Here is a 21062-nt window from a genome sequence, read left to right as displayed (position 1 = left end):
ACAAGATATTAAAAAAGGTTTACTGTGGGCGCGTAGCTCAGCTGGATAGAGTACCTGGCTACGAACCAGGCGGTCGCAGGTTCGACTCCTGCCGCGCCCACCACCTTTGCTGTAAAGCTGAAAAAACCAATCTTCGGATTGGTTTTTTTTCTCCTGTAAAATAGCACCATCAATAATTAAAATATAATCCTTTGTGATAGTGTTTAAATTGTTAAGCATATACCAAGCTTATAAAAATAATGGGTATTATCTTTTAACCAGATATTAAATAACGTTTACTGTGGGCGCGTAGCTCAGCTGGATAGAGTACCTGGCTACGAACCAGGCGGTCGCAGGTTCGACTCCTGCCGCGCCCACCACCTTTGCTGTAAAGCAGGAATAAACCAATCTTCGGATTGGTTTTTTTTCGGCTAAAATAAAGTAAAGGCTTTATAGGATTAAAATGATGCTTGATAGACCGAGCAGACAAAAATGGCTACGAAGCTAACCTCTTCCGGTCGCAGGTTCGACTCCTGCCGCGCCCACCACCTTTGCTGTAAAGCAGGATTGATACCAGGGCCACCAAGTTATTGCTCATTTGTGCTGGTTAAAATCAACCATTACTGCGTTACTCTCAATCCCAATAGCCAGCTATTGCTCAATCGGGTGCCTTGTCCTGATTAATTTCCCCTACGCACAAGCTGAACACAAACTTAATGGAAATGGTATGAACCAATCTTCGGATTGGTTTTTTTTCGGCTAAAATAAAGTGAAGGCTTTATAGGATTAAAATGATGCTTGATAGACCGAGCAGACAAAAATGGCTACGAAGCTAACCTCTTCCGGTCGCAAGTTGGACTCCTGCCGCGCCCACCACCTTTGCTGTAAAGCGCTTCCAAGTATTTCAGCTTACCTAAACCACAACAAATAATATGTTGAGGATTAATCAATACGCAAATGATTACGTAATAACATGTGGGTAAAAGAAGTTTTTAAATAAAAACCTCGAGGGAGAGTTTGAAACGGTTGACCGTGTTTATTAAAGGCTTGTGTTTTAGCTTGGCTATTGGCCGCTTTAGGGCGAAGTTGTAGCACTTGTCCGTGTTTTCCTGAAATATTTTCAACTTCCCCTAGAACAATCATATCAGTAAGTTCTTGCCAATCTAATGCAAGTAATTGTTCTTCTTCAGGAGACGGAGACCAAATAAAGGGAGTGCCAACTATGCGTTCACCTATTGGAATATGTCGCTCAGAAATAACTGGCACCCATAGCACCCGGGCCATTTTGTTACGAATATGACTAGTTTGCCAACTCGCACCTACTAAGCCTGTTAATGGTGCAACGCAAACAAAGGTGGTTTCTAAAGGCTTACCTTGTGTATTAATGGGCAATGACTTTAATTCAATACCTAAATGTGGAAAATCTGGTTCGGGCTTTGACCCTGCGCTAGCGCCAAGAACTTGCTCAAGTAAAAGGCCTATCCAACCTTTTTCGCGTGTTAAATTCTTAGGGACGATTACGCCTGCTTGCTCAGCTATTTCGGCTAAATTAACCCCCGCTAGTGCCTGTGCTCTTTTGCGTAATTCATTTTCATTAGTGGGAATATTAATGTTAATAACTAAAGCTCTTTAGTAGTGATCTTTCTTTGGTCAGTATAAAGATTCGAAACTTTTCGCGCTATAGTTAAATAAAATAAAAAATTAATTAATTGCCCGCAAGCCCATATTATGGAAGAATCAAACTATATTTTATGAAGTTATTGGGAATTCCTTTGATAGATGCCGAAGGCTATCGAGCTAATGTCGGCATAGTCATAATCAATGATAGAGGACAAGTGTTTTGGGCTAGGCGTTATGGTCAACACTCTTGGCAATATCCACAAGGGGGGGTTGATGAGGGAGAAACAGCAGAAGAAACCATGTACCGGGAATTACACGAAGAAGTGGGATTAAAACCGGAACATGTCAGTATTGTTGCTTCGACAAAACACTGGTTGAGATATAAATTACCAAAACGTTTAATTAGGCATGAAAGTAAACCTGTTTGTATTGGGCAAAAACAGAAATGGTTTTTACTTAAGCTAACTTCAGAAGAGTCTGCGGTTGACTTGCTTCACTCTGATCATCCAGAGTTTGATGATTGGCGTTGGGTAAGTTACTGGTACCCAGTGCGTCAGGTGGTGTCTTTTAAACGTGAAGTTTACCGTAAAGTGATGAAGGAATTTGCGCAGGCGTCTATGCCTTCTTATCGTCATCATAACCGTAAACGACGTAGTTGATTATTATTATGTAGCCGTTTTTACGATTAAAACAACAGATGTATAATATACCTATTACACTTTAAGATATAAGCTGTATCTTAAAGTGTAATAGGTTATAAATAGCTTGCTTGCAAGCTATTTTTATTTAAGGAGCAGTATGTTAACAACCCTACGTAAAATCGTTCTTGAATTTAGCCAAAATGCTGAACTCGACAGTGCTTTGCATCGTATGGTTGTACAAATAAAAGAAACGATGAATACTGATTGTTGCTCCATTTATCTTGCGGATCATCATAAACAACATTTTTTATTGGTGGCTTCTGACGGATTAGCAGAACGTTCATTAGGTCAAACAACGATTGGCTTCACCGAAGGGTTAGTCGGCTTAGTTGGTCAACGAGAAGAACCCCTCAATATTGCGAACGCGCAACATCATCCACAATTTGTTCATGCCCCAGAAGTTGAAGAAGATGAACTCAATGCTTTTTTAGGTACCCCCATTATTCATCGCCGTAAAGTATTGGGCATACTCTCTATTCAACAAAAAGAGGCTAGGTATTTTACCGAAAATGAAGAAGCCTTTTTAGTGACTTTATCAGCCCAATTAGCAACGTCATTAGCCAATGCCGAAGCTAATTTTTTAATCACCGAGCAAGATACCAATAGTCATTGGACTAAAGCATTGCAAGGTGTTGCTGGATCTTCAGGGGTCATGATAGGCGAAATGTTTGTTGTTTATCCTGTGGTAAGTTTAGCCACCGTATATTTGCAGCGAACTAAAACCCCTGTTCTAGAATTACAACTCTTTGAAGAAGCGGTTACGAAAACACGCATAGACTTCGATCTCATGACAAGTAAACTGCAAGGCATTATTGCTGACAGTTCTCTTGATATTTTCGATATGTACAAGCAACTATTAGACAATGCTAATATCGGGAAAGAGGTGTCTGATAAAATAAAACTAGGCTGGACTGCTGAAAGTGCTTTAAAGCAGATAATTGATGGTTATGTAATTCAATTTGAAGCATTAGATGATAGTTACTTTCGTGAAAGAGCCAGTGATATCCGTGATTTGGGTAATCGTTTACTACTAAATTTAAAAAATTTAAATATCAATGAAAAAGCGCCTCCTAACGAGTTTATACTCGTTGCTGAAGAAGTTACCGCTGCTATGCTCGCGCAGTATCAACACCAAGGTTTGAAAGGTGTTGTTTCGCTATTAGGCTCTAATAATTCCCATGCGGCTATTTTAGCAAGAGCTTTAGGTGTGCCCGCTGTAATGGGGATCGATAAAATTTCACTGAGTCGTTTACATCAAAAAAACTGCATTGTTGATGGTTACAGTGGTGAGCTTTTTGTTCAGCCTAACGAGGCGTTACAACGTGAATATCAGCACTTAATTAAACAAGAGACACGACTTGCTGATAAGGTTAAAAAAGTAGAGAAATTACCTGCTATTACAAAAGATGGTCATGCTATTGAACTGCAATTAAATGCAGGACTTTCTTCAGGGTTTGAACATTCAAAAAACTCAGGGGCAGCGGGGATCGGTTTATATCGTACTGAAATTCCTTTTATGAATCGTAGTTGTTTTCCTTCAGAGAGTGAGCAAACTCAACTTTATCGTCAAGTATTAAGCGCCTTCCCCAATCAGCCTGTTACTATGCGTACGCTTGATGTGGGTGGCGACAAGTCTTTGCCATACTTTCCTATAAATGAAGACAATCCATTTCTTGGTTGGCGTGGCATACGTATCACACTCGACCACCCTGAGATTTTCCTGTTACAAGTACGTGCGATGTTGCGCGCTAATGTTGGGCAAGAAAACTTAGAAATAATGTTACCGATGATTTCAAGTGTTGTAGAGGTAGATGAAGCTTCTCGTTTAATCAATCAAGCTTATTATGAACTGTCTGCTGAACTTAACTTTACCAGTGAAAAAAAGCTTACTCGTCCCAAAATTGGTATAATGATTGAAGTGCCGGGTATTATTTATCAACTGCCTGAATTAGCGGACAAGGTTGATTTTTTTTCGGTAGGTAGTAATGATTTAACCCAGTATTTATTAGCGGTTGATCGTAACAATGCACGTGTTTCAGGTTTATATAATTCATATCATCCCGCGGTTTTAAGAGCACTTAACCATATAGCTGAGCAATCAACTCGCTCATTAGTGCCATTGAGCTTATGTGGTGAGTTAGCGAGTGAACCAGCAGGTGCTTTATTATTATTAGCAATGGGGTATGACAAACTCAGTATGAACGCGCATAATATTGCAAAAATAAAATGGGTGATCCGTCATGTTGACTTTCATCAAGTTAAATTGATGTTGGCGCATGTGCTTACCCTATCAACGTCTAAAAAAGTACACAGCTATTTAAATGAACAACTTGAGCTATTTGGTTTAGGCGGCTTCGTACGTGCAGGCAGGTAGTTTTCTTTGTTACTTTAATTTAAGAAGCAGTTAATAATGTTATTGAGTATTTTTCTAACTTGCGTATTACTCGGCTCGGTTGTCGGCTTTTGTGCTGGCCTTTTAGGTATTGGTGGTGGGCTCATTATTGTCCCTGCTTTGGTTTATTTATTACCACAGTTAGGGATTGAGCCAAACTTAGTGATGCCGATGGCACTTGCCACCTCGTTAGCCACTATTGTTATTACTTCACTCTCTGCTGCTTTGGCACATCATCGTAATAGTAATATCCCTTGGCCCCTGGCAAAACTATTAATGCTAGCGATTGCATTAGGCTCATTATTGGGCGCTTTTATTGCTGATATACTTTCAGTGGAAGCCTTAAAAAATACGTTTGCTATTGCGGTGTTTCTTCTCTCATCATATATGTTTATTGCGATTAGTCGTGCCAAGAAACATAAATTGATTAATAATAGTGATGATGAAAAACTACCTAAAAATATCATCATTAAGCTTATTGGCTTTTTCACCGGTATCTTAGCAAGCCTTATGGGTATTGCGGGTGGCGCTATTTTGGTGCCCGTACTAAGTTACTTTAAAGTGCCTTTACGTCAATCTATTGGGGTGGCAACAGTCAGTGGTATGGTTGTCGCTATATTTGGTGTTAGTGGTTATGTTATTGCCGGTTTTGGAGAAGAACATTTACCCGAATACAGCTTAGGCTATGTATATCTACCAGCTTTGCTCGGTATTATCATAACGTCTTCTTTTTTTGCTCCTATAGGGGTTAAAGCGGCAAGCAAGTTACCCGTGAGTACTATCAAAAAAGCATTTGCGATATTTTTAATGTTAGTTGCGTTAAAAATGATACTAAGCTAATAACATTTTGTATAAAATACCGTTTGTTTAAGACTACGCATTTTTAGAGAAGGAAATAGAGTGAAAGCATATTTAGATTTAATGCGACATGTTCGTGATAACGGTGTTGAAAAATCAGACCGCACAGGTACGGGCACCAAAAGTATTTTTGGTTATCAAATGCGTTTTGATTTAGCTAAAGGTTTTCCGCTGGTTACCACTAAAAAATGCCACTTAAAATCAATTATTCATGAGTTATTATGGTTTATCAAGGGTGAATCTAATATTGCGTATTTGAGTGAAAACGGTGTGAAAATTTGGGATGCTTGGGCTACCGAAGAGGGGGAGCTGGGTCCAGTGTACGGGGTGCAATGGCGTAATTGGCCATCTGCAACCGGTGAAACGATTGACCAGCTTGCACAACTTATACACGACTTAAAAACTAACCCTGATTCTAGACGTCATATTATCACGGCTTGGAATCCGGCATTGTTACCTGATACATCTATTAGTCCATCAGAAAATGCGGCACAGGGCAAACAAGCCTTACCACCGTGTCATACACTTTTTCAATTTTATGTTTTAAATGGCAAACTTTCGTGTCAGCTTTATCAACGTAGTGCTGATATCTTTTTAGGGGTGCCATTTAATATTGCTAGCTATGCTTTATTTACGATGATGATCGCACAAGTTTGTGATTTAGAATTAGGTGATTTTGTACATACTTTTGGCGATGCACACTTATACTCAAATCATATGGAACAAGTTGACGAACAACTTTCGCGCACACCATTAGCTTTGCCAACCATGAAAATAAACCCTGACATAGACAGTATTTTTGATTTTACTTTTGAAGACTTTGAATTAGTTGATTATAAATCTCACGCTCATATAAAAGCGCCTATTTCTGTTTAGTACCCTCTATCTTAAATAAAAAAGGAGCTGGTTAGCTCCTTTTTTAGCTGAAAATACAGTTAACCATGCATACGCATAAATTTAGCTAAGAGCGTCGCTTCATTTTCAATATGCTTTAGATTTTTTTTGATACAATTAATAGGGCAAACGCTAATACAAGTAGGCTTGTCATAATGCCCGGTGCATTCGGTACATTTACTGGTATCAATTTCGTAAATATCTTCACCTAATGCGATCGCCTCGTTAGGGCATTCTGGATACACATATCACAGTCGATACATGTGCTTTGGATAATAAGTGCCATAAAGTGTCACTAGGTTAGTTGATTTTTTGCAAAGGGATGGCGTGTTGTACTTCCTTGGTCAAGGTAGCGCATAATAACTCCAAAGGTTAGATCATGCTCTGTTTCTAAAAGGATTGATACTTTATGGCCAGATCCTTTTGTATCAAGAATGGCTTATCCCTTAACGTTCTCCATGTGAGACAAGGTAAAAGATTTATTACCTGTAGGTGTTATTAGTTCTAAGTGGTCACCCACTAAAAACTTATTCTTTACGTCAATTTCAACTAAACCTGTTGGTTCGTTGTGAGCTAATACTTCGCCAACAAATTGTTGGGTGCCACCCTTTGAATAGCCTTGGTCATAATTTTGTGTGTCACCGTGGCGATGACGCTTTAAAAAACCTTCGGTATAACCACGGTGAGCAAGATGCTCTAAATCAATATTTAAGTTTTTATTAAAAGGTTTATTGTTTAAAGTATCGTTAATGGCTGGGCGATAAATTCGTGTAGTTCGAGCCCCGTAATAAAGTGACTTTGTTCTGCCTTCTGTTTTCAATGAATGTCCCCCTATTTTAACGAAACGCTCAACATGTTCAACAGCGCGTAAATCCTTTGAATTCATGATGTAAGTGCCGTACTCATCTTCAAACGCATACATATATTCACCGGGTCGGCCTTATTCTTGAAGTAAAACAAGTTCATCGACTGGTTTTTGCTCTGGAATGATGATGTCTTTTGGGCTAGGTGTAAATATTTGTGGTTTTACTAATATCTCTGGATTAATTGCAATTATATTGCCTGTTTCGTTTTCTTTTACTTGATGGCTATCGTACTTCCACCGACATGAATTCGTGCATGTTCCTTGGTTTGGGTCACGCTTATAGATATAGCCAGATAATAAGCAACGGCCAGAATATGCCACGCATAACGTACAAAAACTTCTTAATCCATTTTAGGGCAGTGAAAGTGTAACTCTTCAATTTCATCAATCGATAATTGACGTGACAAAATAACGCGTTCAACGCCTTATTGGTGCCAAAATTTCACTGTTGCCCAATTTACAGTATTTGCTTGAACACAGAGATGAATTGCCATATCGGGGAATACTTCTCGTATCGTCATGATGAGTACAGGATCAGACATGATTATCAGATCAGGTTTCATTGCTATAACGGGGGCAATATCTTTAATAAAGGTTTTCAATTTGCTATTGTGCGGGGCAATATTATTAACTAAATAAAACGTCTTATCTAACGCATGAGCTTCATTGATACCAATCTTCAAATTTTCTAGATTGAATTCATTATTAGATCCCCGTAAAAATAACGAGGTTGGCCTGCATAGACCGCATCAGCCTCGTAAGCAAAGGCATAACGCATATTTTTTAAGCTTCCAGCAGGAGAGAGTAATTGAGGTGCTAAGATAATTTATGAGGCAGGTTATTTTAAATTCTGCAAATTATAAGAATTTCGTTTACCTTAGGCAATCAGCTTATTAAGCTGTTCTTTGATGAAAATCATAATAAGTCATTAAATACATAAATTACAAATACAGGCGGTAAATCTGTAAAGGTACCGTATTGAAAAATTTACTAATATTTGACTTAAAATAATAATATAAGCATAAAAGTGTGCTATTTTTTATGTATTAGAAGTTATAAATCATAATAATAATTAAGGCGAGACTATGGGAGCTGAAAATGCCCTTTATACAATTTTAGTAGAAAAGATTAAACAAGATGCACTTGTACTGCCAACGTTACCAGAAATAGCACTCAAGGTACGTGAGGCTGCAGATAATCCAGATATTAATTTAAACCAAATGAGTGATATTATCGGTCATGACCCAGCATTGTCTATGGGTATGTTGAAAGTTGCTAATAGCGTTATTTTAGGCCGTTCTGTAAAAGTAGAAACAGTTAATCAAGCGGTTACTCGTATTGGGCTTCGCCAAATAAAAAGCATTGCTACAGCAATGGCATTAGAACAAGTATTTGTTTCTAAAAATAAGATTGTTTCAATGTATTTGAAACAATCATGGGAAAAAACTATCGATGTTGCCTCTGTCGCAATTAGCTTAATGACTTTTTATATACAAGGCCATAAACATACGTCATTAACATTAGATACATTAACCCTCGCCGCGCTCGTGCATAACATTGGTGTTTTACCGATTTTAACTGAAGCTGAAAAGCACCCAGATGTTTTCGCTAACCCTACATTCTTAAAGCAAGCTATCGCCAAGTTATCTGGAGATATAGGTGGGGAAGTGACTAAAGCTTGGGGATTCTCAAACGATTTTATCACTTTAGTGACGAGTTGGGGGGATTTAACGGTATTGCCAGCAGAAGCTCATTACTTAGATTTTATTCGCGTCGGTGCTATTTATCACGGTATTTTCAAAAATGAATCTACCTGTGAAGTGCTTTTAAAGAGTTATGTGAATAAAGGCATTTTATCTGACGTGAACTTTATGGAGAGCGAAGAATTTCAAAAAATGGTGACTGATGTAAAAGCTATGTTTAGTTAATAACAAAAAGCCCTGAATTTCAGGGCTTTTTTATGTTCAGGATGAACGGTATAGCGTGGTGCCATGGATGGCAATGAACGTATATGTTCAGGATGGCCTCTCTCAGACATCCTGTCTTTCTAGGCATTAGTCCATCCATGCACGTCAACGGTCAGTTTTTTTGTTCCAGACAATAACTAAGTAGCTTCATCCATGGAGGCAATAGCGTGGTGCCATGGATGGTAATGAACAATTCGTTTACTTAGCTTCTATTAACCCTTTGTTAATATTAACTAAGTCTTGCTCGCTAATGGTTCCAGCCGCACGTTTTAACGATAAAATTGATTGTACATAGTTATAACGCGTTGAAGACAAATTACGTTTTGCGTTGTATAAATTACGCGTGCTATCTAATACATCAACAATAGTACGAGTACCCACTTCAAAGCCAGCATCTGTCGCTTTTAATGCACTCTCAGCACTAACAAGCGCTTGCTCTAGGGCTTTAATTGCTGAAACAGCAGCAATCACTGTGTTATAAGCATTTCGTGTATTACGAACAACATTGCGGTGTGTTTGTTCTAAATCTTGGCTTGCGGCAACATAGTTACTTTGCGCTTGACGAACAGCACTTGTGATAGCACCACCTGAATAAATAGGCACGTTTAAAGTTATACCGATAGACTGACTATCTAGTGCAGGATTGTTAAAGGTAATATTGTTTACTTCATTGTCTTGATCCGAAGTTGTATAGCTACCGGTTAGGCTTAACGTTGGGTAATGACCTGATCTTGCAATATTGATATTTTCTTTTGCTACGTCAACCGCTATTTTTTGACTAATAAGATCTAAGTTCTTAGCTTCAGCTGTTTGTTGCCATTCGTTAGCGCTATCAGGTATAGGACGAGAAGTGCTAAAGCGTTCAGTATTTAATATATTTAAATCACGAGGATAAACATTAGTAATAACACGTAAGGCTTCTTCAGCAGTAAATACGCTATTTTCAGCACGAATTTCAGAAGTAACAGCATTATCGTACTGTGATTGTGCCTCATGAACATCCGTCACCGCTTTTAGGCCAACAGAATAACGTTGTTTTGTTTGCTCTAATTGACGTTCTATTGCGGCTTTTTCAGCTTTTGCAAAATCTAAATCATCTTTTGCACTGAGCACATCAAAGTAAGCTGTTGTTACCCGAACAATTAATTCTTGTTTTGCCGATTGGTAAGTTACATCACTACGATGGGCTGCTTTTTTCGCATTATCTAATCTTAACCAAGTGCTATGATTATATAGTTGCATGTTTAAGTTAAGGCCATAGCGTAGGCTATCACTTTTATTAGTCAGTGTTTGATCAGACGATTTCCCATCATCTGATGTAGGTATAAACTCACCCTCACTTTCTGTGTAGCTAGCAGCAGCACTAAGTTGTGGCAATAAAACAGATCTCGCTTGATCAATATCTTCTTTTGATGCATTAAATAAAGCTTGAAGTTTTAATACTGTAGGATCACTGGCTTGCGCTTGTTTGTATACGCTCAATAAATCTTCAGCGTTAACTAACGTAGAGTTAGTTGCACAAACCAAACCGATGATAAGTGCCGAAATTGTTTTTTTCATGAGTGAGCTATTCCTTTGAGTGTGCCATGTGCGCTATATTATTATGTTACTATCGTATCCTTATTTTCTATTTAGCTAAATAAAATAAGTGTTTAGGAAAGCATTCTAGTGTAACAAAATGTTTTTTGCTAGTGCTACTTCAACTGTAATATTTTCTCTACTTAAAAATCTTTATTATGGATAAAAAAACAAGTTTATGTATAAAAAAAACACTCAATCTTTACGGTTTTCATCTGAAGATGTCACCATTTATCAACAAAAAACCTGTTATCAAGGTGTTTTTAAAATGGATGAATATCAACTTAGTCATCGCTTATTTGATGGTGGGGAAAGTAAGGTATTAACGCGAGAAGTCTTTGAACGCGGTCATGCGGTAGTTGTAATACCTTATGATGCCGCCAATGACCGTATTGTCTTAATCGAACAATTTCGTGTCGGTGCTATTGGTCAGGGTGAAACCCCCTGGTTATTAGAATTTGTTGCGGGTATGTTTGGCCAAGATGAAGCTCCTATTGACGTTGCTATTCGCGAAGCAAAAGAAGAAGCTGACTTAACGTTGAATAAAAATCAGTTAGATAAAGTACTGGAGTATTTTTCAAGCCCTGGTGGTATGAGTGAAGTCATTCACCTCTATGTCGCTAATGTTAATAGCGAAAATGTTTATGGTGTGCATGGTTTAGAAACTGAAAATGAAGATATTTTGTTACATGTCATGCCAAGAGAGCAGGCAATATCGCTTTTAGAAAACGGGAAAATCACCAATGCAGCAACAATAATTGGGTTACAATGGCTACAGAATAACTTTCATCAGCTGCAGCAAAAATGGTCTTCGTAAATGATAAAGCAAAGTAAGAAATATCAACCTAGATTATCAACCTTGATGAATCTTTGTGAAATAAACTATATGTTCTTAGTGCGTTTACTGGCAAGTAATAACGATGGAGAGGTTGTTGGTGATAAACGGGACTTTTTTATTTCTGATTTTTTATCTTACAACATAACGATACTTGAAATTACGCGTTACACCAGTCTTATTAGTATCTGTCAAGAACTGCCTCATGCAAAGCAAGATAAAAAGGTGAAGGGTAACGATAATCAAACGATATTTGATCGTATCTTACGCCCTAAAATGACAATTCGCTTATATCATGATGCCAGAATGGCAGAAGTGATTAGCAATCAAGATATTAAGCAAGTTAAACCCCGATACGATTATCCTAATAGTAAAATGCATTTACCCGATGAAAAGGAGCAGATTAACCAATTTCTAAAAGAATGGCTGCAACTTTGTTTAAAGTTAGGTCAAGTTAACTTATCACTTTTTGAGTAATCCTTTTGTCACCTTTTTATAAAATAGCCCAAATAAGTGATTGTCATCTTTTTTCCCAAACTGATGGTCTGCATTATGGTGCAAATGTTTATCAAAACTTAGTCTGTGTTTTACACGAGATTAAAAATCACCATGCAGTAAAAGCGATCGTATTCACTGGTGATATTACGCAAGACCACAGTGAGAAATCTTACCAACGTTTTGTGCAAGCGGTACTTGAAAGTGGTATAACGGTGCCCTTTTATTACCTAGCGGGCAACCATGATGAGCATGAATTACTTGATAAGTATTTATCAGTCCCGCCCTTTATCAATGAAAAAGTTATCAATGAACAATACTGGCAAATTGTTTTACTTAATAGTAAAAGTGATACGCCAAAAGGGTTAGTGACTACCCGAGATTTGTTCGCACTAGAATCAACTGTCGATATACAAAAACATCAATTACTGATGATGCACCACCATCCTATTGATGTGGGGTATTTTATTGACCAACATGGTTTAGAAAATAAAGAGCATTTTTGGCAAACGATTAATAAATTTTCGAGCATAAAAGCTATTGCTTGTGGTCATGTTCACCAAGCATTAACGTTACATGCAGAGCCGTTATCTTCCCTTTCGTTATTTACGTGTCCTGCAACATCTATTCAATTTGACACAACTAAGAGTAGTGGAACTTCTAATGGGCAAGGGGCTGGGTACCGTGTTTTTTCTTTATTTTCTGATGGAAGAATAAAGGCAGATCACTATTTTTTATCAAAGGAATAAAATGTCTAAGCACATTAATATTTTATATTTACATGGTTTTAATTCATCGCCACAGTCGATGAAAGCACAATTAACGAAAAATTACTTTGGTGAACATTTCCCTAATATCTCCTTTTTTAGCCCTCAACTCGCGTCGTCACCAGCTGCAGTTATTGAACAGTTAACGACATTAATTGATTCAAAAAGTAATAAAGAAAACATTTGGTATTTTATTGGTTCATCACTAGGAGGGTATTTTTCCACGTATCTCTCCGAAAAATATCAAAGTAAAGCCGCATTAATTAACCCTGCTGTTAAGCCTTTTGAGTTGTTAGCTGATTATTTAGGCGAGCAGACTAATCCTTATACTAATGAGGTGTTTTTAATCGAAAAACACTTTATAAAGTCACTAAAAAATATTGACCAAGTAATTATTTCTAAAAATAATTACTTGGTCATGGTACAAACAGGCGATGAAGTGTTAGATTATCAAGAAGCTGTAGATAAATATTGTGACTGCCAAATAATTGTTCAACAAGGTGGTGATCACAGCTTTATTCATTACTCAAAAGTATTACCCCAAATTGCGATGTTTTTTAATTTATACCAAACGGATTGATAAAATAGACCGATAGGTATTAAAACATTTTTTCATCATAAAAATTATTAGAATAGTTAAATGAGCGAACAATATAATTCAGACTCCATTGAAGTTCTCAGTGGTTTAGACCCAGTAAGACACCGTCCGGGCATGTACACAGATACAGCCCGTCCAAATCATTTAGGCCAAGAAGTTATTGATAACTCGGTCGATGAGGCATTAGCTGGGCATGCACAAAATATCACGGTAGTCCTCGATAAAGATCAATCGCTAGAGATTATCGATGATGGTCGAGGCATGCCAACAGATATACATCCGGAAGAAGGGGTTTCAGGTGTCGAACTTATTTTCTGTAAACTTCATGCCGGTGGTAAATTTTCCAATAAAAACTATCAATTTTCTGGTGGTTTACATGGTGTTGGCATCTCTGTCGTGAATGCCCTTTCGACTCGGGTTGACGTTTCAGTTCGCCGTGATGCTAAAGTCTATGAAATGGCTTTTGAGCACGGAGAAAAAGTTGAAGAACTGCGTGAAACCGGTACAGTAGGTCGAAGAAATACTGGCTCAAGAGTTAAGTTTTGGCCTGATCCTAAGTATTTTGACTCACCCAATTTCTCTGCTCGTCGTTTAATTCATTTATTAAAAGCTAAAGCTGTTTTATGCCCAGGCTTAACAATTAAGTTCCATGATAAAAATGAAGACAAAAAATATCAATGGTATTACGAAGACGGTCTAGTCGACTATCTCAAAGACTCTCTTAAAACCTGTATTTGTTTACCTGAAGAACCTTTTGTTGGCACTTTTACTTCTTCACATGAGGCCGCTGATTGGGCGGTAACGTGGCTATCTGAAGGTGGGGAAGGGGTTGGTGAAAGTTATGTTAATTTAATTCCAACGATTCAAGGGGGTACACACGTTAATGGCTTGCGACAAGGTTTATTAGAATCAATGCGAGAGTTTTGCGAATTTAGAAACCTGATCCCACGTGGCGTTAAATTAACCCCGGACGATATATGGGATAAATGTTCGTATATATTGTCGGTAAAAATGCAAGAACCTCAATTTGCGGGTCAAACTAAAGAGCGTTTATCTTCTCGACAATGCGCCGCTTTTGTTACAGGGGTAGTTAAAGACTCTTTTAGTTTATGGCTAAATGAACACACTGAAATAGCAGAAAACCTTGCTGAATTTTGTATCTCAAATGCTCAACGTCGCTTACGAGCGAGTAAAAAAATAATTCGTAAAAAAATTACTCAAGGACCTGCCTTACCTGGAAAATTAACGGATTGTGGTAGTCAAGATATTACCCGAACTGAATTGTTTTTAGTGGAAGGGGACTCTGCTGGAGGTAGTGCTAAACAAGCGAGAGATCGTGAGTTTCAGGCGATCATGCCGCTTAGAGGTAAAATTTTAAACACGTGGGAAGTCGACTCGGGACAAATACTGGCCTCACAAGAGGTACATGATATTTCTGTGGCATTGGGCATTGACCCTGACAGTGATGATTTGTCAGAATTACGCTACGGAAAAATTTGTATCCTTGCCGATGCCGACTCTGATGGATTACACATTGCTACCTTATTGTGTGCCCTGTTTATGCAGCATTTTTTGCCGCTGGTACAAAAAGGACATGTTTATGTGGCGATGCCACCACTTTATCGTATCGATGTAGGTAAAGAAGTTTTTTATGCGTTAGATGAAGCTGAAAAAGACGGTGTTTTAGACCGAATAGAAGCGGAAAAAAAACGGGGTAAAGTGAATGTGCAACGCTTTAAAGGATTGGGTGAGATGAACCCTTTGCAACTTCGTGAAACGACCATGGACCCTAATACCAGACGGTTAGTACAATTAACCGTTGATGAGCATTCTGAAACCATGGAGCTTATGGATATGTTACTTTCAAAAAAACGTAGCCCAGATAGAAAAACATGGTTACAAAGTAAAGGCGATATGATTGAAATTTAACTGTTCGTTTTGAAAAATAAAAGCATGAGTTAACTCATGCTTTTTTTTGCCTCACTTTTCCTCCTTCGATATTTATTTTTATTGTGTATTTGCAAATATTCTTTATATAAAATAACATATGTTTTTTCGTATGTGTTTTTTAAACATATATAATGCCTGTTAATTTATATTTTATAGACGTTTCTAAATAAACGTTCTGATAAATACTTTGCCAATTTATGAATAATTCTACAGCTGTTCAATTCTTTAAAAACTTAGCAGACGATACACGGCTAAAAATAATTTTACTTATACAGATGGAAAGAGAGCTGTGTGTCTGTGAACTAACGGTAGCTTTGGGTCTATCTCAACCCAAAATATCCCGTCATATTGCTCAACTTAAATTACATAAACTGCTGTCTGAACGAAAAGTAGGGCGCTGGGTTTTTTATCGTCTCGTTGATGTTATTCCGCAATGGCAAAAAGAAGTGATCGAATTATCAAATGTTAATAATCAAGAATACATAGCGCAATGTGTCGTTAACCTTATGGGTATGGGCAATCGGCCTACCAGGCAGGAAAAATGTTGCGAATAATAGTAATAAACATTAATAAACATTAATAAATAGGAATAAGTCATGACAATCAAAGTAGGTATTAATGGTTTTGGTCGAATAGGGCGTTTAGTTTTACGTGCAGCATGGCAGTGGCCTGAAGTAGAGTTTATTCAGATTAATGATCCCGCTGGCGATGCTAAAACATTAGCGCATTTACTCAATTTTGATTCGATTCATGGTCGCTGGACGCTCGATGCACAGGTCAAAGATAATCAAATAATTGTTTGTGATGATGTTGGCGAGCATAAAATCAATATGAGCCAAAATTCGACCATCGGTGAAACTGACTGGTCGCAGTGTGACGTTGTTGTTGAAGCCTCTGGGGTAATTAAAACCACTAAACTATTAACCGCTTATTTAGAACAAGGCGTTAAGCGTGTCATGGTAACAGCGCCGGTAAAAGAAGCGGGTATTTTAAATATTGTTATGGGTGTTAACCATCACCTTTATGATAAAGAACTGCATAAAATAGTTACCGCAGCTTCTTGTACAACTAATTGCTTAGCGCCGGTGGTTAAAGTGTTGCAAGACAGTGTCGGTATAAAACACGGCAGTATGACAACGATTCATGATATTACAAATACGCAAACTATCCTTGATGCGCCTCATAAAGATTTACGCAGAGCGAGAGCTTGTGGGCAAAGTTTAATCCCAACAACTACTGGGTCAGCAACAGCCATTACGCATATTTTTCCTGAGCTTAAAGGGAAGTTAAATGGCCATGCGGTGCGAGTTCCATTAGCTAATGCCTCGATTACTGATTGTGTCTTTGAGCTCAACCGTGCTGTAACGGTTGATGAAATTAATCAATTCATGGCCACTGCCGCGCATGGCGAATTAAAAGGTATTCTTGGCTATGAAGAGCGGCCACTGGTTTCTGTTGATTACAAAACTGATCCACGTTCATGTATTGTTGACGCGCTATCAACTATGGTCGTTAACGACACACAACTTAAAATGTATTTATGGTACGACAATGAATGGGGCTATGCGAATCGAGCTGCAGAGCTAATGCTTCTCGTTGGGCTTTCTGATATTAATCAGTAGTCATATAGAGTTCACCATTATTGGCTTTTTTAGTCGGCTAAAAATTATAATAGCTTGCTGCTATTTTTGAACGATTTGTATGATGAGTCATACAAAAAGCAGGCGTGCTGGTTGCAGAGCACAATACTGATACTTTTATGTTAAAAAAATTAACCGCACTGCCAAGTGCGGTAAAACAATATTTATTGATTACCGCTAACTATTGGTTTTTCACCTTAACTGATGGCGCTTTACGTATGCTGGTGTTATTGCATTTTCACCATTTAGGTTATGCCCCACTTGCCATCGCGATGTTATTTTTATTCTATGAAATCTTTGGGGTGGTAACTAACCTCGTCGGTGGATGGTTAGGCGCACGTATTGGCTTAAATAAAACCATGAATATTGGGTTGTTTACCCAAGTAATTGCCTTATTAATGCTTACGGTGCCTGAACAGTATTTAACCGTGGTCTGGGTAATGCTGGCGCAGGCATTGTCAGGTATTGCTAAAGATCTTAATAAAATGAGTGCTAAAAGCAGTATTAAAACGCTGGTTTCTTCAAGTAATGAGAATGAATATCAAAATGGACTCTTCCGCTGGGTTGCCTATCTTACCGGTTCAAAAAATGCCTTAAAGGGCATTGGTTTTTTTCTTGGGGCATTGTTGTTAAGCACGGTCGGTTTCTCTGGAGCGATGTTGATTATGGCAAGCGTTTTAGCGATAGTTTTTGTCTTAAGTCTTATTGTGTTGCAAGGTGATTTAGGCAAAGCTAAAGACAAAGTTAAATTTAAGCAGATATTTTCGAATCATGCTTCGCTGAATTATTTAGCCGGAGCGCGCTTATTTTTATTTGCTGCCCGAGATGTTTGGTTTGTTGTAGCACTGCCAATATATTTGGTAAGCCATTTAGGTTGGCAACACACCGATGTGGGTATATTTATGGCGCTATGGGTTATTGCTTACGGTATTGTTCAAGGGTTAACACCTAAGGTCTTTATTAAAAATAACCAACATCATATTAATGGCTATTTACTCTTCTGCTGGGGAGGAATTTTATCAGGTGTTACTTTATTATTAGCACTGTTGATGTTCTATGCTCCAACGCTCAATATTAACGCTGAAATTATTATCATCGTTGGCTTATTTGTTTTTGGTGTGGTTTTTGCCGTGAATTCAGCGCTACATAGTTATGTAATAATTGCTATGGCAAAAGAAGACGGTGTTTCAATGGATGTTGGGTTTTATTATATGGCTAATGCGCTTGGCCGGTTATTAGGTACCGTAATGTCAGGTGTTATCTACCAATTTACAGACCTAATAACGTGTTTAATCATTTCTGCATTATTTGCAGTACTTTCAGCGCTACTTATTAAAAGAATTTCTCTTACACATTCATAGCGCTAATAACATTAGTAACGCACCGCTAAATCATTTAACTGTATATTACCCAGTAATTGCTCATCAGTGGTCACAGCTTGCGCACTTTGCTGAGATACTTGCGTTACTTTAACGTTATAAGGGCTAACATTAAAACCGGCATAGGTTTTCCCTGCATCGGTAATAATATTATTTAAGTGTAATAAAGAAAATTCATCACCAATTTTTACGCCATGTCGTTTACCTAAATTAATTGTTAATGAATTACCTGAAACTTGTACTATCTTGCCACGAGTAGGCTGGCACATCATATTTTCGTCTATGTCGATGATCATATCAGATAATACTTTTTCGATAGACATACCATACTGGCTTTGCCAAAAAACTTCACTGTGAACATCAACTTGTTGACGTTTGCCGAATTCCCATGGGGCGGAGCTGCGGTATTTTTTATTGAAAACAGATTCGCCATTACTACCGTTGTAAATATATAGGCTGACACTAAACTGTCGGTTAAAAAAATCTTCTTGCCAAAATTGCCAGCCGTTAGTGGTTGCTTGTTCAAAGCTAATATCATTAATTTCAGAATACATCACATATTGAGTGTCACTAATATTCGCTAACGACATGGTTAAGTTTTTTATGGCTTCAATTTGCAAGCTATTGTTTAAGCGTGAAAATTGCGCTTTTTCTTTTAACAATAATTTTGTATCTAGGTAAATGCCTTGATTATTAATTTTATACGCAAGTTTTTCCATCAACTTACTATCAATAGGATAAATTTTGCCAATGCTTGCCTGTTCTCTATGCATTAAGTTACTGCGTGTGATTAATAATGATTTACGGTAATCTGAAGAAAAACACTGCTTGCTCTGTGGAAATATATCAGCGCGAATGGTCACAGTGACTAAATTTCCTTCATAGGTTTCATCGACAAGTTCAAAGGAGTTAACCGTACCACTTGCGCGAATATTAATTTCATTTTGTGTCAATAATCCGTTAACCGTTTTTTGAACACTTGAAACAGAAGCACCAGCAACCAACAGCGCTTTTTTTAACGCATTCTCCATGGCTAATGTTTTTGCTCGTTCACTGTTTCCCTGCATTATTACTGACTTGCCTTGTGCTTCATACCATTGAGCAATAGCTGAATTAGTCATGAAAAATAAAAGAAGAGCTAATATAAATAAGCGCATAAGATGTCCGTCAGTAAAAATGGGTTTATTATTAATAGGTGAATATGCAGTTTCTATGCCCACTTATTTTATACAGTAATAGTTACATACATTGGCGCGATTTGTGCTTTATATTTGCCATATACTCTTTAATGTCGATTATCGATATTACTATTAGACTTATTATTCGCTTAATGGCGATTAAGGGGAGCTCAATGAAAAAGTGGCTTATTCCATTATTTATTCCATTATTTATTCCAACGTTGATGTCATGTTCATCAATGAATATGATGAATGAAGAGGATGACTTTTATAAATCAAAGCAAGAAGTACGAGGTGAAATTGACAGCTTTAATTTACCTCGACATGCAATAGCTGATGTTGTTAAAGGTCTTACTTATCAGATGCTTGAAAGTAGCTCTTTTGTTAATCCTAAAACACCTATTGCGGTTGCTTCTTTTGTTGAGTTAGCAGATCTTGAGTCAACCAATTGGCTAGGTAACCAAATATCAGAAAACTTTGTTCATGAATTACAACGTCATGGTTTAGTGGTTATTGATTTTAAAACCACAGGACATATTCGTGTAACTCCCCAAGGTGATTATGTGTTTAGTCGTGACTGGAAAGAATTACCCGAACGCCAGATTATTGACTACGTAGTGACGGGTACCATGATGGAACAAGAAAATGGTGTGATGATTAACGCCCGTATGATTGGTATGCAATCACGTGTCGTTGTTGCAACCGCGCAATCATTTATTCCAAGTTGGGTCATCGGCGAACAAATTAATCAAGATGAAAGTGTGCGCATAAAAGACGGATTAATCATTCGAAACAGCGTTATGTTGGCTGAAGATGAACGGTCAATTGAAATTGTTAATTAATTAATTTGTTTAAATAAATTTAGGGCTAACGTTTGGTATTTATGATGAAAAAAATAATTCTTAATTTATTGTTTTTTATGGGGGTCGGTTTTTTACTCGCGAGCTGTTCTAGTGTGTATGATAAACATGTACAGTGGCAAAGTGTGAAGCCTGAAACCTTCCCTGTCTTACGGGCTATTGGACAAGCACCGATCAGTTTGCAAAATTCAGAACATGAGACACAGCGGATGCTGATGGCTATTAATGCGTCAAAACTTGCCGCTTATGCGGAACTTGCTGAACAAGTCTACGGACAAAAAATAAATGGTGAAATGACCATGTCACAATTATTACTAGGAAAGCACGAGGTGTCGGCATCAGTTTATGGCATTATTCGCGCAGCTAAAGTGATAAAAAGCTACCCGGTAGGCGACAGTTACACCACAGAGCTAAGTTTAGATTTTGAAGATGTTTACAATATATATGTCGCTTCTGCACCCAAGCGTGAAATTAAAGACGTGACTTATTATTAAGAGGCAAAGCAC

Annotated in this window: 18 protein-coding genes, 2 tRNA genes and 2 pseudogenes; 17 read left to right on the top strand and 5 right to left on the bottom strand. The window is 37.8% G+C overall.

What is annotated here, in order from left to right:
* Positions 1–26: 26 nt before the first annotated feature.
* Both H4J52_RS18100 and H4J52_RS18095 read left to right on the top strand, forming a co-directional pair.
* Positions 27–103, top strand: a tRNA-Arg gene (locus H4J52_RS18100).
* A gap of 179 nt (positions 104–282) precedes the next feature.
* Positions 283–359, top strand: a tRNA-Arg gene (locus H4J52_RS18095).
* A 562-nt stretch (positions 360–921) separates the two neighbouring features.
* Here the strand turns inward: H4J52_RS18095 and mutH are convergent.
* Positions 922–1590 (bottom strand): DNA mismatch repair endonuclease MutH, encoded by a 669-nt coding sequence (gene mutH, locus H4J52_RS18090; protein ID WP_310649602.1) that lies wholly within the window; start codon positions 1588–1590, stop codon positions 922–924.
* Positions 1591–1751: 161 nt separating this feature from the next.
* Here mutH and rppH point away from each other — a divergent pair, with 161 nt between their 5' ends.
* From rppH to H4J52_RS18070, 4 genes are all read left to right on the top strand, one after another.
* Positions 1752–2258, top strand: a complete 507-nt coding sequence (gene rppH, locus H4J52_RS18085; RefSeq protein ID WP_146799994.1) for an RNA pyrophosphohydrolase — start codon at positions 1752–1754, stop codon at positions 2256–2258.
* Between the two features lie 139 nt (positions 2259–2397).
* Positions 2398–4674, top strand: coding sequence for a phosphoenolpyruvate--protein phosphotransferase (gene ptsP, locus H4J52_RS18080; RefSeq protein ID WP_182225340.1), 2277 nt, complete (start codon positions 2398–2400; stop codon positions 4672–4674).
* A 36-nt stretch (positions 4675–4710) separates the two neighbouring features.
* Entirely contained in the window at positions 4711–5532 is an 822-nt protein-coding gene (locus H4J52_RS18075; protein WP_182181869.1) for a sulfite exporter TauE/SafE family protein, read from the top strand.
* Positions 5533–5592: 60 nt separating this feature from the next.
* Positions 5593–6426: a thymidylate synthase gene (locus H4J52_RS18070; RefSeq protein WP_182181870.1), complete on the top strand. Its 834-nt coding sequence runs from the start codon at positions 5593–5595 to the stop codon at positions 6424–6426.
* Positions 6427–6485: 59 nt separating this feature from the next.
* Here the strand turns inward: H4J52_RS18070 and H4J52_RS18065 are convergent.
* Together H4J52_RS18065 and yegQ are read right to left on the bottom strand one after the other, a co-directional pair.
* Positions 6486–6730, bottom strand: a pseudogene (locus tag H4J52_RS18065) (YfhL family 4Fe-4S dicluster ferredoxin).
* Between the two features lie 9 nt (positions 6731–6739).
* Positions 6740–8132: pseudogene (yegQ, locus tag H4J52_RS18060) on the bottom strand (tRNA 5-hydroxyuridine modification protein YegQ).
* A gap of 262 nt (positions 8133–8394) precedes the next feature.
* Here yegQ and H4J52_RS18055 point away from each other — a divergent pair.
* Positions 8395–9237 carry an HDOD domain-containing protein gene (locus tag H4J52_RS18055; RefSeq protein ID WP_182223329.1) on the top strand — a complete coding sequence of 281 codons (843 nt, stop codon included), beginning with the start codon at positions 8395–8397 and terminating at the stop codon, positions 9235–9237.
* 237 nt (positions 9238–9474) lie between these two features.
* Here the strand turns inward: H4J52_RS18055 and tolC are convergent, their stop codons facing one another.
* The gene (gene tolC, locus H4J52_RS18050) at positions 9475–10836 is read right to left on the bottom strand and encodes an outer membrane channel protein TolC (RefSeq protein WP_182225339.1); all 1362 of its coding nucleotides are present in this window, start codon (positions 10834–10836) and stop codon (positions 9475–9477) included.
* 196 nt (positions 10837–11032) lie between these two features.
* On the opposite strand from tolC, the gene H4J52_RS18045 reads away from it, so the two are divergent.
* The 8 genes from H4J52_RS18045 to arsJ all read left to right on the top strand — a co-directional run bounded on the left by H4J52_RS18045 (position 11033) and on the right by arsJ (position 18500).
* Complete coding sequence (locus H4J52_RS18045; RefSeq protein WP_182223331.1) at positions 11033–11671, top strand: NUDIX domain-containing protein; 639 nt, start codon at positions 11033–11035, stop codon at positions 11669–11671.
* Positions 11672–12166 (top strand): DUF1249 domain-containing protein, encoded by a 495-nt coding sequence (locus tag H4J52_RS18040; RefSeq protein ID WP_182223332.1) that lies wholly within the window; start codon positions 11672–11674, stop codon positions 12164–12166. It begins immediately after the preceding gene.
* A gap of 5 nt (positions 12167–12171) precedes the next feature.
* Positions 12172–12933: a metallophosphoesterase gene (locus tag H4J52_RS18035; RefSeq protein ID WP_220460687.1), complete on the top strand. Its 762-nt coding sequence runs from the start codon at positions 12172–12174 to the stop codon at positions 12931–12933.
* 1 nt (position 12934) lies between these two features.
* On the top strand, positions 12935–13531 hold the full coding sequence (locus tag H4J52_RS18030) for a YqiA/YcfP family alpha/beta fold hydrolase (RefSeq protein WP_182225338.1): 597 nt from the start codon (positions 12935–12937) through the stop codon (positions 13529–13531).
* Between the two features lie 60 nt (positions 13532–13591).
* Positions 13592–15478: a DNA topoisomerase IV subunit B gene (gene parE, locus H4J52_RS18025; protein ID WP_182181876.1), complete on the top strand. Its 1887-nt coding sequence runs from the start codon at positions 13592–13594 to the stop codon at positions 15476–15478.
* 218 nt (positions 15479–15696) lie between these two features.
* A complete protein-coding gene (locus H4J52_RS18020) occupies positions 15697–16053 on the top strand; it encodes a metalloregulator ArsR/SmtB family transcription factor (RefSeq protein WP_182223334.1) in 357 nt (118 codons plus the stop codon).
* 42 nt (positions 16054–16095) lie between these two features.
* A complete protein-coding gene (locus H4J52_RS18015) occupies positions 16096–17121 on the top strand; it encodes an ArsJ-associated glyceraldehyde-3-phosphate dehydrogenase (protein ID WP_182223335.1) in 1026 nt (341 codons plus the stop codon).
* A 137-nt stretch (positions 17122–17258) separates the two neighbouring features.
* Positions 17259–18500 (top strand): organoarsenical effux MFS transporter ArsJ, encoded by a 1242-nt coding sequence (gene arsJ / locus H4J52_RS18010; protein WP_182223336.1) that lies wholly within the window; start codon positions 17259–17261, stop codon positions 18498–18500.
* A gap of 11 nt (positions 18501–18511) precedes the next feature.
* On the opposite strand, the gene H4J52_RS18005 is transcribed toward arsJ, so the two are convergent.
* A complete protein-coding gene (locus tag H4J52_RS18005) occupies positions 18512–19675 on the bottom strand; it encodes a flagella assembly protein FlgT (protein WP_182223337.1) in 1164 nt (387 codons plus the stop codon).
* A gap of 194 nt (positions 19676–19869) precedes the next feature.
* Here H4J52_RS18005 and H4J52_RS18000 point away from each other — a divergent pair, with 194 nt between their 5' ends.
* Both H4J52_RS18000 and H4J52_RS17995 read left to right on the top strand, forming a co-directional pair.
* Complete coding sequence (locus H4J52_RS18000) at positions 19870–20538, top strand: FlgO family outer membrane protein (protein ID WP_182225337.1); 669 nt, start codon at positions 19870–19872, stop codon at positions 20536–20538.
* A gap of 44 nt (positions 20539–20582) precedes the next feature.
* On the top strand, positions 20583–21050 hold the full coding sequence (locus H4J52_RS17995) for an LPP20 family lipoprotein (protein WP_182223406.1): 468 nt from the start codon (positions 20583–20585) through the stop codon (positions 21048–21050).
* Positions 21051–21062 lie beyond the last annotated feature (12 nt).

This window comes from Colwellia sp. MB02u-14 (genome assembly GCF_014076915.1).
Taxonomy (GTDB): domain Bacteria; phylum Pseudomonadota; class Gammaproteobacteria; order Enterobacterales; family Alteromonadaceae; genus Colwellia_A.
The sequence above is the reverse complement of the archived record's forward strand: the minus strand, read 5'-3'. Positions and strand labels throughout refer to the sequence as shown.

Bases quoted from the DNA above. Each gene is read 5' to 3' on its own strand.
- ptsP (WP_182225340.1), top strand. From the start codon at position 2,398: ATGTTAACAACCCTACGTAAAATCGTTCTTGAATTTAGCCAAAATGCT.
- H4J52_RS18075 (WP_182181869.1), top strand. From the start codon at position 4,711: ATGTTATTGAGTATTTTTCTAACTTGCGTATTACTCGGCTCGGTTGTC.
- H4J52_RS18055 (WP_182223329.1), top strand. From the start codon at position 8,395: ATGGGAGCTGAAAATGCCCTTTATACAATTTTAGTAGAAAAGATTAAA.
- tolC (WP_182225339.1), bottom strand. From the start codon at position 10,836: ATGAAAAAAACAATTTCGGCACTTATCATCGGTTTGGTTTGTGCAACT.
- H4J52_RS18045 (WP_182223331.1), top strand. From the start codon at position 11,033: ATGTATAAAAAAAACACTCAATCTTTACGGTTTTCATCTGAAGATGTC.
- H4J52_RS18040 (WP_182223332.1), top strand. From the start codon at position 11,672: ATGATAAAGCAAAGTAAGAAATATCAACCTAGATTATCAACCTTGATG.
- H4J52_RS18030 (WP_182225338.1), top strand. From the start codon at position 12,935: ATGTCTAAGCACATTAATATTTTATATTTACATGGTTTTAATTCATCG.
- parE (WP_182181876.1), top strand. From the start codon at position 13,592: ATGAGCGAACAATATAATTCAGACTCCATTGAAGTTCTCAGTGGTTTA.
- H4J52_RS18020 (WP_182223334.1), top strand. From the start codon at position 15,697: ATGAATAATTCTACAGCTGTTCAATTCTTTAAAAACTTAGCAGACGAT.
- H4J52_RS18015 (WP_182223335.1), top strand. From the start codon at position 16,096: ATGACAATCAAAGTAGGTATTAATGGTTTTGGTCGAATAGGGCGTTTA.
- arsJ (WP_182223336.1), top strand. From the start codon at position 17,259: ATGTTAAAAAAATTAACCGCACTGCCAAGTGCGGTAAAACAATATTTA.
- H4J52_RS18005 (WP_182223337.1), bottom strand. From the start codon at position 19,675: ATGCGCTTATTTATATTAGCTCTTCTTTTATTTTTCATGACTAATTCA.
- H4J52_RS18000 (WP_182225337.1), top strand. From the start codon at position 19,870: ATGAAAAAGTGGCTTATTCCATTATTTATTCCATTATTTATTCCAACG.
- H4J52_RS17995 (WP_182223406.1), top strand. From the start codon at position 20,583: ATGAAAAAAATAATTCTTAATTTATTGTTTTTTATGGGGGTCGGTTTT.